Origin of the sequence: Streptomyces sp. NPDC000075 (assembly GCF_040301925.1) — a bacterium.
In the GTDB taxonomy this organism is placed as follows: Bacteria; Actinomycetota; Actinomycetes; order Streptomycetales; family Streptomycetaceae; genus Streptomyces; species Streptomyces polychromogenes.
In genome coordinates this window covers 50,022-61,818 of sequence record NZ_JBEPFL010000034.1, presented here as the reverse complement: position 1 = coordinate 61,818, position 11,797 = coordinate 50,022, and the positions used below count along the sequence as shown (strand labels likewise).

The following is an 11,797-nucleotide window of genomic DNA, read 5'->3' as shown; positions in this document are numbered from 1 at the left end:
GGCAGGCGTTAGCGTCAATGGCGTGAAGCGATCGACTCAAGCAAACCGGGTGGAACCCATGGCAGGCACCGACCGCGAGAAGGCTCTCGACGCCGCGCTCGCACAGATTGAACGGCAATTCGGCAAGGGTGCGGTCATGCGCCTCGGCGACAAGCCGAACGACCCCATCGAGGTCATCCCCACCGGGTCGACCGCGCTGGACATCGCCCTCGGCGTCGGCGGTCTGCCGCGCGGCCGCGTCGTCGAGATCTACGGCCCGGAGTCCTCCGGTAAGACGACCCTCACGCTGCACGCCGTGGCCAACGCGCAGAAGGCCGGCGGCACCGTCGCCTTCGTGGACGCGGAGCACGCGCTCGACCCCGAGTACGCCAAGGCCCTCGGCGTGGACACCGACAACCTCATCCTGTCCCAGCCGGACACCGGTGAGCAGGCCCTCGAGATCGTCGACATGCTGGTCCGCTCCGGCGCCCTCGACCTGATCGTCATCGACTCCGTCGCGGCGCTCGTGCCGAAGGCGGAGATCGAGGGCGAGATGGGCGACTCCCACGTCGGTCTCCAGGCCCGTCTGATGAGCCAGGCGCTCCGCAAGATCACGGGTGCGCTGAACCAGTCCAAGACCACCGCGATCTTCATCAACCAGCTCCGCGAGAAGATCGGCGTGATGTTCGGCTCCCCGGAGACCACGACCGGTGGCCGCGCGCTGAAGTTCTACGCCTCCGTGCGCATCGACATCCGCCGCATCGAGACCCTGAAGGACGGCACGGAGGCGGTCGGCAACCGCACCCGCTGCAAGGTCGTCAAGAACAAGGTCGCGCCCCCGTTCAAGCAGGCCGAGTTCGACATCCTCTACGGCCAGGGCATCAGCCGCGAGGGCGGCCTGATCGACATGGGCGTGGAGCACGGGTTCATCCGCAAGGCCGGCGCCTGGTACACGTACGAGGGCGACCAGCTCGGCCAGGGCAAGGAGAACGCCCGCAACTTCCTGAAGGACAACCCCGACCTCGCCAACGAGATCGAGCGGAAGATCAAGGAGAAGCTGGGCGTCGGCGTGCGCAAGGACGCCGAGGGCGGCGACGAGGCGGCCGCGGCCACCACGCCGGCCGACGCCTCCGTGCCCGCCCCGGCGTCGAAGGCCAAGCCGGCGGCCAAGGCCGCCGTGGCCAAGAGCTGACCGTGCGGGAAGAGCAGGAGCGGGGCGGCGGAACGAGGGGCGGCCGTGAGGGCCGCCAGGAGCTGCCGCCCCAGAGTCCCGAGGAGCAGGCGCGGGCGATCTGCCTGCGCCTGCTCACCGGGATGCCGCGCACCCGGCGGCAGCTCGCGGACGCCCTGGCGAAGCGGGGCATCCCCGACGAGGTGTCCGAGGCGGTCCTGTCCCGGTACGAGGAAGTGGGCCTCATCGACGACGCCGCCTTCGCCGGGGCCTGGGTCGAGTCCCGCCACCGCGGCCGGGGCCTGGCCCGCCGGGCGCTCGCGCAGGAGCTGCGGACCAAGGGGGTCCACACCACCCTCGTCCAGGAGGCGCTGGAACAGCTGGACTCCGAGCAGGAGGAACAGACCGCCCGCGAGCTCGTGGAGCGCAAGCTCCGCTCGACCCGGGGGCTGGAGCGCGACAAGCGGATCCGGCGCCTGGCCGGGATGCTCGCGCGCAAGGGGTACCCGGAGGGCATGGCCCTGCGGGTGGTGCGCCGCGCCCTGGAGGCGGAGGGCGAGGACGCCGACGACCTGGGATACCCCGGCGGCTGACCCCATGGGGTGGGGTTAGCCCCCCGGCGGGGATACCGGGGCACTCCAGTGCCGGGAGGGGCTCCCGCCGACAGAGTTGATCGCATGATGCTGCGTTACGCCCTTCGGACCGTCCGGCACCGCAAAGCCGGTTTCCTCGGAGCCTTCGTCGCCCTGCTGTGCGCGGCGGCCCTGATCACCGCCTGCGGCACCCTCCTGGAGACCGGGCTCCGGGGGAGGATCGCCACCGAGCGCTACGCGGGCGCCCCGGTGCTCGTCTCCGCCGACCAGAACGTCCACCAGACCACGGTCATGGAGAAGAAGGGGAAGACCAAGACGAAGCACAAGGCCAAGCCCGTCGCCGAGCGGGCCTGGCTGCCGGCCTCCGCCGTGGACACCGTCCGCTCCGTCCCCGGGGTCGCACGGGCCGTCCCCGAGCTCACCTTCCAGGCCGTCCCGCTCCTCGGGGCCGCGGGCACGCCGAAACCCTCGTACGGGCACGCCTGGACCTCCGCCGCACTCACCCCCTTCACCCTCGCCGAAGGCCGCGCCCCCGGGAACGCCGACGAGGTCGTCATCGACCGCGACCTGGCCGCCCGGGCCGGCCTCGCGCCCGGGGCCCGGCTCGCCGTGCAGGCCACCGGCGACCCGAAGACCTACACGGTCAGCGGCGTGGCCCGCGCCGCCGGCGGCGGCGGCCTCGGCCACCAGAGCGCGCTTTTCTTCACCGACGCCGAAGCCGGGCGGCTCGCCGCCCGCGCCGGCCGGGTCTCGGCCGTCGGCGTACTGCCCGCGCCCGGGGTGAACGCCGGGCAGCTCGCCGCCCGGGTCGCACGGGCCCTCGACGGCACCTCCGCGCGGGTCTCCACCGGGGACGACCGAGGCCCGGTCGAGTTCCTCGACGCGGCCGGCGCCCGCACCAAGCTGGTCTCCATGGGCGGTGCGATGGGCGGCACCTCCCTCCTCGTCGCCATCCTCGTGGTCGCGGGCACCTTCGCCCTCTCCGTCCAGCAGCGCCACCGCGAACTCGCCCTGCTGCGGGCCATCGCCGCCACCCCCCGGCAGCTGCGGGGCATGCTCGGCCGCGAGGCACTCCTGGTCGGCCTGGCCGCCGGGATCACCGGCGCCCTCGCCGGGCTGCCGCTGGCCGCCTGGCTGCACGGCCGCTTCGTCGCCACCGGGGCCGTCCCGGCCACCCTGGAGCGCACCGCCGGGATCCTCCCGATGATCGCGGCCGTCGTGGCGACCCTGTTCGGGGGCTGGGCCGCGGCCCGGATCACCGGCCGGCGGGTCGCCCGGATCCGCCCCGCCGAGGCCCTGGCCGAAGCCGCCGTCGAGCGGCCCCGCCCCGCCTGGGCCCGTACCGTGGCCGGACTGCTCCTGCTGGCCGGCGGGGCCGTGCTGGTCGTCGTACTGGGCTCGCTGCGCACCGAACCGGCGTCGACGCCCGTCACCTTCCTGGCCGTGGTCGTCCTGGCCGGCGCCGTCTCACTGCTCGGCCCGCTGCTCGTCCGGGGCGCGGCCGCGCTGCTCGCCGGACCGCTGGCGCTGACCGGCCCCGGCGGCCGTCTGGCCACCGCCAACCTGCGCGGCAACGCCACCCGCATGGCGTCCGCCGTCACCCCCCTCACCCTGCTGATCGCGATGACCTGCACCGTGCTCTTCATCACCCCGACCCTCGGCGACGCGGGCCGGGCGCAGGCCCGCGAGGGCGTCCGGGCCGCGTGGGTGCTCGGCGCGCGGGGGCCGGGAGTGAGCCCGGAGGCGGCCGAACGGGTCCGCCGCACGCCCGGGGTCACGGCCGCGACCGAGGTCGTGCGCACCTCGGTACGGGTGGGCCTGACGAAGTACGCGGCGCAGGGCGTGACCCCGGCCGGACTGACCCGCACCTGGGACCCGGGGGTCACGGGCGGCAGCCTGGAGGGCTTCGGCGAGGGCCGGGCGGCGGTCAGCGAACTCGCCGCCGAGCAGCTGGGGCTGAAGCCGGGCAGCCCGCTGCGGCTGACCCTGGGGGACGGCACCCCGGTGACGCTGACCGTCTCCGCCGTGTACGCGCGGGGGCTCGGCTTCGGTGACGTGACCCTGCCGCACGCGCTGGTCGCCGCGCACGTGGACAACCCCCTGGCGGGCAGCGTGCTGGTGGCGGCGGAGCCGGGCGTCGGCCGGGAACGGCTGGCCGCCGCCGCGGGGGCGGCCGGGGTGTCGGTGCTGTCGGCGGCGCAGGCCGACGCGGCGCGGGAGCGGCGGGACGAGGCCGGGGCGGAGGTCAACCTGCTGGCGATGGGCCTGGTCCTGGCCTTCACCGCGATCGCGGTGGTCAACACCCTGGCCATGTCCACGGCCGAGCGGTTCCGGGAGTTCGCCCTCCTGAGGCTGGCGGGGGCGCAGCGGCGGCAGGTGCTGCGGATGCTGCGTGCCGAGGCGGTGGGGGTGCTGCTGACGGGCGTGGTGCTGGGGTCGGGGATCGCGGCGGCGGTGCTGACGGCCTTCAGCGTCGGGATGACGGGGTCGGCCGCGCCGACGGTGCTGCCGGTGGTGTGGGCGGGCGTGGCCGGCGCGGCCGCCCTCCTGGCCCTCCCGTCCGTCGCCCTCCCGGGCCGCCTGGCCCTGCGGCTCCGCCCGGTGGACGTGGCGACGTCGTCGTGACCCCTGGCGGGGCCTCCTGGGGGCTCCGCCCCCAGACCCCGCGCCTCACACGCCGGCGAGGCTGGATGAATCCAGCCCGCGCGGCGTCTGAGCGCAACGGGGTCCGGGGCGCAGCCCCGGGGAACGGGCGAAGGGCGGGGCGGGGAGACGGCTCCGCGCAGCGGACGACCCTCAGGCGGGGGTGACGGGCAGGCCCGCCGCGCGCCAGGCCTGGAAGCCGCCCGTGAGGTCCGTCGCCCGGCGGAGCCCCAGCGCGTGGAGCGACGCCGCCGCCAGCGAGGACGCGTACCCCTCGTTGCAGATCACCACCGCCCGCACCTCGTGCGAGACGGCCTCCGGGAGCCGGTGGGAGCCCAGCGGGTCCAGCCGCCACTCCAGTTCGTTGCGCTCCACGATCACCGCCCCCGGGATCACCCCGTCCCGCTCGCGCAGCGCCTGATAGCGGATGTCCACCAGCAGCGCGTCCCCGCCCCGCCACGCCTCGTACGCGGCCCGGGGGTCCACCCGGGTGTACGTCGCGCGGACCCGCTCCAGGAGCTCGTCGATGCCCACCGGGCCCTGGCCGCTCACTGCCAGTCCGCCGGACGCTCGACGTGCTCCAGCGTGAGGACCGGCCCGCTGCGGCTGTAGCGGCGGATCAGCGGCAGCGGCGGGTAGTACGCGTGGACCGACACGGCGTGCTCGGTCCCGGACTCGTTGAGCACCTCGTGGACGTGGTGCTCCCCGAACGCCCGCCCGGTCACCGCGCCGAGGCTGCGGGTGCGGTCCACATCCCCGGCCAGTTCCAGGTTCCGCCACCCCTCCGAGGGCAGCCGGACCGTCAGGGAGTGCTCGGTGAGCCGGCCCCGCGCGGTCGCGAACGCGCCCCGGGACTCGGCGTGGTCGTGCCAGCCGGTGCCGGTGCCGGGCGGCCAGCCGATCAGCCAGGCCTCGCTGCCGCCCGGGCCGTCGAGCCGGATCCAGGTCCGGCCCTCCGGGTCGAGGGGGAGCGAGTCGACGATCTCGGGGTCGGCGGCGGTGCGCAGGGCGAAGTCGAGGAGCTCCGCCGCCGTGGGGGCGGAGGAGCGGGCGGGGGCGTGCGTGGACACGGAGGCAGACATGGGGTGGTGACCGTCCTGGGGTTCGCGAAAAGGGCGCGCGGGCCCGGAAGGGCGACGGGGCGCGCGGGGAAGGGGCGAATCAGCAGGAGGGGCGACACACGCAGCCCGCGTAGCGGAGCAGGTCCATGTGAACCCTCCGCCACAGGCGTACGTCGTTGCCGGTCATGTCGGCGAGTGAACCACGAGTCCCCGAGGGCGGTCAATCGATCACAGGGGCGGGTGTGGCGGGAGCGCCGGCCGGGGCACCGGCCCGGACGGCGTCCGCGGCCGCGTACAGCTCGGCCGGGCGGACCCCCGCGAAGGTCGCGGCCAGGTGCCCGTCGGGCCGTACGAGGAGCACGGTGTGCGCCGGGGCCCCCGGGTAGCCGTCCGCCACGAGCAGGTCCGCCGGCACCGGCAGCGCGGTCACGGCCGCGGCGAGCCGGGGCATCAGCCCGGCCCCCAGCCAGTGCCGCCGGTCCCACACCCCGGTGCCCGGTGCGACCAGCAGCACCAGCAGCCGGCCCCGCCCCAGCAGGTCGCGCAGCGGGACGGTGGACCCGTCGGGCGCGGAGACGGGCACGTTCGCCACGGGCCCGCCCGGCTCCGTGTCCGTCGGGACCTCCCGTACGGCCACCGGCGGGGCGTACACCGGACGGCCGCCCAGCGGGCCCCGCCCCAGGTGCCCGTCGGTCAGCAGGGTTTCGGCGGACCGCCCCGACCCGGGCAGCAGGGTGCGCAGGCCGCCCCCGCCGCGCAGGACGGGCAGGGCCTGGTCGGCGGCGCGCAGCCGGGCCGCGACCGCGGTGCGCCGCTCGCCCTCGTAGCTGTCGAGCAGGGCGTCGGAGGCGCCCTGGTGCCAGTCCAGGGCCAGCTTCCAGGCGAGGTTCTCCGCGTCGCGCAGCCCCTCCTCGACGCCCTGGGTGCCGAGCGCGCCCAGCAGGTGCGCCGCGTCCCCGGCGAGGAAGGCCCGGCCGTCACGCCAGCGCCGGGCGAGGCGGTGGTGCAGGGTGTGCACCCCGGTGTCGATGAGGTCGTACGGGGGAGTGCTGCCCCCGCACCAGAGCGCCAGGGTGTCGCGGATGAGGGTGACGAGGGCGTCCGGTGTGACCAGTTCCCCCCGCGCGGGCAGCAGCCAGTCCAGCCGCCAGACCCCGTCGGGCAGCGGCCGGGCGGTGATCTCCTCGGGCCCGGACGGCGGGTTGCGGTGCAGCAACGCCTCGCCGGGCCAGGGCAGTTCGGCGCGCAGCGCGGCCACGGCGTGCCGCTCGACGGCGGTCCGGCCGGGGAAGCGGATGCCGAGCAGCTTGCGTACCGTGGAGCGGGCGCCGTCGCAGCCGACCAGGTGGCTGCCGCGCCACCAGGTGGTCTCGGAGCCCCGGGTGTGCGCGGTGACCCCGCGCCCGTCCTGCTCCAGGGAGTCGAGCTTGGAGTCGGTGACCCGCTGGATGAGCGGGTGCGCCGCGGCGGCGGCGCGCAGCCCGCGCGTGAGGGCGTGCTGGGGGAGGTGCAGGGGGGCGGGGTGGTCCTCGAAGGTGATCCGCCCGGACTCCTGACGGCGCCTCATGGTGCGCCAGGCCGCGTACCGCGCGCCCTCGTCGCGCAGGGTCGTACAGCCCAGCCGGTGCGCCATGGCCGCGGTGTCGGAGTGCAGGACGACGCTGCGGGCGGGCCGGGGTTCGTCCTTGCCGGGTCCTTCGTCGAGGAGGACGGAGGGCACGCCGTGGCCGGCCAGGGCGAGGGACAGGGAGAGTCCGACCGGGCCCGAGCCGACGACGATCACCGGGTCCATGATGCGGCTCCCGATGTCCGGTATGTGATCACAGAACGTATGCAACCCACTGGAGGTTCCGGCGTCAAGTGACCCCGGTCCGGACAACGCGGTGTGGTGCGGCGGAGAGCTCCGCCGCACCACACAGGCTACGCATCATGCCGGACTGACCGGACGTCAGCCCCCTACGCCCCGGCCGCCGAGTTGGCGCCGGTGGCCAGGTCGTCGACCTCGGCCACGGCGAGCACGGTGCCGGTGCCCTTCTTCGACTTCCGCAGCCGGCCCTCCAGCCAGGAGGCGAAGGAGGTGAGGGCGAAGTTCACCGCGATGTAGATCAGGGCGATCACCACGAGCGTGGGGATGGTGTTGCTGTAGTTCGCCGAGATCTGCCGGTTGGCGGCGAGCAGTTCGGTCAGGCCGAGCAGCGAACCGCCGAGCGCGGTGTCCTTGAGGATGACCACGAGCTGGCTGACCAGGGCGGGCAGCATGACCGTGACGGCCTGCGGGATGAGCACGTGGACCATGGTCTGGCCCTTGCGCATGCCGATCGCCTTGGCGGCGTCCGTCTGGCCGCGCGGCAGGGAGAGCACACCCGCCCGGACGATCTCGGCGATGACCGCCGCGTTGTACAGCACCAGGCCGGTGATCACCGCGTACAGGGGCCGGAAGTCCGAGGACACGGCGGGCACGAACTGCACGAAGAACGCCGAGCCGAAGATCATCAGCATCAGCACCGGGATGGCGCGGAAGAACTCGACGACCGTGCCGACCGGGACGCGCACCCAGGCGTGGTCGGAGAGCCGGCCGATGCCCAGCAGGGCGCCCAGCGGCAGGGCGATCAGCATGGCGATCGCACCGGCCCGCAGGGTCTCGCCGAGGCCCGGGAGCAGGTAGGTGGTCCATACCCGGCCGTCGGTGACGAAGGGGCTCCACTTGTCGGCGTCGAGCTGGTGCTTGTCCGCCATGACGGACAGGATCCACCAGGCGGCGAGCGCGAACAGGACCAGGAAGACGGCCGTGTAGATCCAGTTGCGGACCTTGGCCCTGGGGCCGGGGACGTCGTACAGCACGGAGCTCATCGCTTCACCGCCACTCGCTTGGCCACCCAGCCCAGCAGCAGACCGGTGGGCAGGGTCAGCAGGCAGAAACCGAGGGCGAAGATCCCGAAGACGGCGAAGAGCGCGTCCGCCTCGTTCTCGATCATTTCCTTCATCAGCAGGGCCGCTTCGGCCACGCCGATGGCCGCCGCCACCGTGGTGTTCTTGGTGAGGGCGATCAGTACGTTGGCGAGCGGCGCGATGACCGCCCGGAAGGCCTGGGGGAGCACGATCAGGGTGAGCACCTGGAAGAAGCTCAGCCCCAGCGCGCGGGCCGCCTCGGCCTGGCCCACGGGCACGGTGTTGATGCCCGAGCGCAGGGCCTCACAGACGAAGGTGCCGGTGTAGGCGGTCAGCGCGAGGACGGCGAGGCGGAAGCCGATCTCCTTGAAGGTGCCGCCGCCCAGGTTGATGCTCAGGGTCTGGCTCAGGCCCAGCGAGCTGCCGATGATCAGCAGGGTCAGCGGGGTGTTGCGGACCAGATTCACGTACGCGGTGCCGAAGGCCCGCATCAGCGGGACCGGGCTGACCCGCATCCCGGCCAGGACGGTGCCCCAGACCAGGGAGCCCACCGCCGAGTAGAGGGTGAGCTGAACCGTCACCCAGAAGGCTCCGAGCAGGTCGTACTGCCCGGAATCAAGAAAGTCGAACACGATGCCCTGCGCTCTCCCCAGGATGGCCGGCGGGGCGCGCCGCCGCCCGCGGACGGGCGGGCGGCGGCGCACCCCACCGGGAAATCAGCTGCCTTCGGTGATCTGCGGGGCAGGCTCGTTCTTGTAGTTGGCCGGGCCGAGGTTCTTCTTCACGGCCGCTTCCCAGCTGCCGTCCGCGACCATCTTCTTGAGGGCGGCGTTGATCTTGGTCTGGAGGTCCTTGTCGCCCTTCTTCAGACCGATGCCGTAGTTCTCGTTGCTCATCTTCAGGCCGACGAGCTTGAACTTGCCCTTGTTCTTCTCCTGCGCGGCGTAGCCGGCGAGGATCGAGTCGTCCGTGGTGAGGGCGTCGACGGCCTTGTTCTCCAGACCCGTCAGGCACTCGGAGTAGCCCGGGAACTCCTGGAGGTCGGCTTCCTTGGCCAGGTCCTTCTTGATGTTCTGCGCCGAGGTCGAGCCCGTGACGGAGCAGAGCTTCTTCTTGTTGAGGTCCTCGACCTTGGTGATCGAGTTGTCGTCGGCGCGGACCAGCAGGTCCTGGTGGGCCAGGAAGTACGGGCCGGCGAAGTCGACCTTCGCCTTGCGCTTGTCGTTGATCGAGTAGGTGGCGGCGATGAACTTGACGTCGCCGTTGGAGATCAGGTTCTCGCGCTCGGCGCTGACGGCCTGCTTCCACTCGATCTGGTCCGGCTGGTAGCCGAGCTCCTTGGCGACGTAGGTCGCCACGTCGACGTCGAAGCCCTCGTACTTGCCGTCGGGGGTCTTCAGGCCCATGCCGGGCTGGTCGAACTTGATGCCGATGACGATCTTGTCCGACTTGGTGCCCCCGGAGGCGCCCGCGTCGCTCGCCGTGTCCTTGCTGCCGCCGCCACAGGCGGTCGCCGTCAGCGCGAGGACGACGGCCGTGGCCACTGCCGCGCCGGCCTTGAGAACCTTCATGGTGAACTTCCCTCAGGTGAGACGTTGTTGTACGACGAGCTGGACACGTCGTGTGCGACGGCGTGCGCCGTCGACCGGATCACTACCAGACGCGGGCGTCAGTGGTGCAGGATCTTGGACAGGAAGTCCTTGGCGCGGTCGCTCTTCGGGTTGCTGAAGAACTGCTCGGGGGTGGCCTGTTCGACGATCTTCCCGTCGGCCATGAAGACGACCCGGTTGGCCGCAGAGCGGGCGAAGCCCATCTCGTGCGTGACGACCACCATCGTCATCCCCTCGCGGGCGAGCTGCTGCATGACCTCCAGCACCTCGTTGATCATCTCCGGGTCGAGGGCCGAGGTGGGCTCGTCGAAGAGCATCACCTTCGGGTCCATCGCCAGCGCGCGGGCGATCGCCACGCGCTGCTGCTGGCCGCCGGACAGCTGCGCCGGGTACTTGTCGGCCTGGGAGCCGACGCCCACGCGGTCCAGGAGCGACTTCGCCTTCTCCGCCGCCGCGGCCTGGTCCGTCTTGCGGACCTTCAGCTGACCCAGCATCACGTTCTGCAGCACCGTCTTGTGCGCGAACAGGTTGAACGACTGGAAGACCATGCCCACGTCGGCGCGGAGCCGGGCCAGTTCCCTGCCCTCGGAGGGCAGTTCCTTCCCGTCGACCGTGATGGTCCCCGAGTCGATGGTCTCCAGCCGGTTGATGGTCCGGCACAGCGTCGACTTGCCCGATCCCGAAGGACCGATCACCACGACGACCTCGCCGCGGGCGATGCTCAGATCGATGTCCTGAAGCACGTGCAGCGCGCCGAAGTGCTTGTTGACGTTGCTCAGTACGACCAGGCCGTCCGCGGCGCCAGCCGCGTCCTGCGCGTCCTTGGCCACTGATACTCCGCTCATCGGCTTCTTGCTCCGTCCTCCGTCGGTTGGCAGGACAGTAGTGACGGGGCGCGCACAGCGTCATCACATCTGAGCGAGAATTGAGCATAACGATACGGCCTCGCGACGATACGCTCCGTGCTCTGCCGCCACGGGTGCACGATGTACGCGTACCGGGTGCATAACGGAAGACTCGCCGGGCCGGAACACCCTTGACGTGGGAGTCTTCATCGGCGTGGATGCATGGTGGCCATCCGCCGTCCGAACGGAACCCCAAGAGCGAGAGAAGGAGAGGGGGACGACCATGAGACTGCTGCTCGTCGAGGACGACGACCACGTCGCCGCCGCCCTGTCCGCGATCCTCGCGCGGCACGGCTTCCAGGTCACCCACGCCCGCAACGGCGAGGAGGCCCTCCAGGCGCTGCTGCCCGCCGGGGCCAAACCCTTCGGTGTGGTCCTGCTGGACCTCGGCCTGCCCGACCAGGACGGCTACGAGGTCTGCGGCAAGATCCGCAAGCGCACCAGCACCCCCGTGATCATGGTGACGGCCCGCGGTGACGTCCGCTCCCGCATCCACGGCCTGAACATGGGCGCCGACGACTACGTGGTCAAGCCGTACGACACCGGCGAGCTCCTCGCCCGCATCCACGCCGTCGCCCGGCGCACCGGCACGACCGAGGAGCCCGCCGCCCCCGGCGCGGCCCCCGGTGGCGAACCCGGCCTGGTCCGGTTCGGCCCGGTCGCCGTCGAGCTGCCGACCCGGCGCGTCACCGTCAACGGCACCGACGTCCCCCTCACCCGCAAGGAATTCGACCTCCTGGCCCTGCTCGCACAGCGGCCCGGGGTGGTCTTCCGGCGCGAGCAGATCATCAGCGAGGTCTGGCGCACCAGCTGGGAGGGGACCGGCCGCACCCTTGAGGTCCACGTCGCCTCCCTCCGCTCCAAGCTCGGCATGCCCGCCCTCATCGAGACCGTCCGCGGGGTGGGCTACCGGCTCGTCACCCCGGCCGCGCCCTAGCGGGGCCCC

General features: G+C 72.8%; 11 protein-coding genes and 1 pseudogene. 4 read left to right on the top strand and 8 right to left on the bottom strand.

The window, feature by feature from the left end:
- Window positions 1-58: 58 nt before the first annotated feature.
- The 3 genes and pseudogenes from recA to ABT403_RS30870 all read left to right on the top strand — a co-directional run bounded on the left by recA (window position 59) and on the right by ABT403_RS30870 (window position 4,368).
- The gene (recA, locus tag ABT403_RS30880; protein ID WP_344165974.1) at window positions 59-1,171 is read left to right on the top strand and encodes a recombinase RecA; all 1,113 of its coding nucleotides are present in this window, start codon (window positions 59-61) and stop codon (window positions 1,169-1,171) included.
- Window positions 1,075-1,743, top strand: a pseudogene (recX, locus tag ABT403_RS30875) (recombination regulator RecX); the annotation flags it as partial. The gene recA and the pseudogene recX, both read left to right, overlap by 97 nt.
- Before the next feature lie 84 nt (window positions 1,744-1,827).
- Window positions 1,828-4,368 carry an ABC transporter permease gene (locus tag ABT403_RS30870; RefSeq protein ID WP_344165976.1) on the top strand — a complete coding sequence of 847 codons (2,541 nt, stop codon included), beginning with the start codon at window positions 1,828-1,830 and terminating at the stop codon, window positions 4,366-4,368.
- A gap of 171 nt (window positions 4,369-4,539) precedes the next feature.
- Here ABT403_RS30870 and ABT403_RS30865 read toward each other — a convergent pair whose 3' ends face one another.
- From ABT403_RS30865 to ABT403_RS30830, 8 genes are all read right to left on the bottom strand, one after another.
- Window positions 4,540-4,938 (bottom strand): rhodanese-like domain-containing protein, encoded by a 399-nt coding sequence (locus tag ABT403_RS30865; RefSeq protein WP_344165978.1) that lies wholly within the window; start codon window positions 4,936-4,938, stop codon window positions 4,540-4,542.
- Window positions 4,935-5,468: a cupin domain-containing protein gene (locus tag ABT403_RS30860; RefSeq protein WP_344165980.1), complete on the bottom strand. Its 534-nt coding sequence runs from the start codon at window positions 5,466-5,468 to the stop codon at window positions 4,935-4,937. The genes ABT403_RS30865 and ABT403_RS30860 overlap by 4 nt, the downstream gene beginning before the upstream one ends.
- Before the next feature lie 79 nt (window positions 5,469-5,547).
- Window positions 5,548-5,595 (bottom strand): hypothetical protein, encoded by a 48-nt coding sequence (locus tag ABT403_RS39090; protein ID WP_311314449.1) that lies wholly within the window; start codon window positions 5,593-5,595, stop codon window positions 5,548-5,550.
- A gap of 72 nt (window positions 5,596-5,667) precedes the next feature.
- The gene (locus ABT403_RS30850; RefSeq protein WP_344165982.1) at window positions 5,668-7,239 is read right to left on the bottom strand and encodes an FAD-dependent monooxygenase; all 1,572 of its coding nucleotides are present in this window, start codon (window positions 7,237-7,239) and stop codon (window positions 5,668-5,670) included.
- Between the two features lie 164 nt (window positions 7,240-7,403).
- On the bottom strand, window positions 7,404-8,297 hold the full coding sequence (locus ABT403_RS30845; RefSeq protein ID WP_344165984.1) for an amino acid ABC transporter permease: 894 nt from the start codon (window positions 8,295-8,297) through the stop codon (window positions 7,404-7,406).
- Window positions 8,294-8,968: an amino acid ABC transporter permease gene (locus ABT403_RS30840; protein WP_344165986.1), complete on the bottom strand. Its 675-nt coding sequence runs from the start codon at window positions 8,966-8,968 to the stop codon at window positions 8,294-8,296. Before ABT403_RS30840 ends, ABT403_RS30845 begins: the two co-directional genes overlap by 4 nt.
- 84 nt (window positions 8,969-9,052) lie before the next feature.
- Complete coding sequence (locus ABT403_RS30835; RefSeq protein WP_344165988.1) at window positions 9,053-9,907, bottom strand: glutamate ABC transporter substrate-binding protein; 855 nt, start codon at window positions 9,905-9,907, stop codon at window positions 9,053-9,055.
- Between the two features lie 98 nt (window positions 9,908-10,005).
- Entirely contained in the window at window positions 10,006-10,791 is a 786-nt protein-coding gene (locus tag ABT403_RS30830; protein ID WP_344165990.1) for an amino acid ABC transporter ATP-binding protein, read from the bottom strand.
- Between the two features lie 283 nt (window positions 10,792-11,074).
- On the opposite strand from ABT403_RS30830, the gene ABT403_RS30825 reads away from it, so the two are divergent.
- Entirely contained in the window at window positions 11,075-11,788 is a 714-nt protein-coding gene (locus tag ABT403_RS30825; protein ID WP_344165992.1) for a response regulator transcription factor, read from the top strand.
- Window positions 11,789-11,797: the final 9 nt, after the last annotated feature.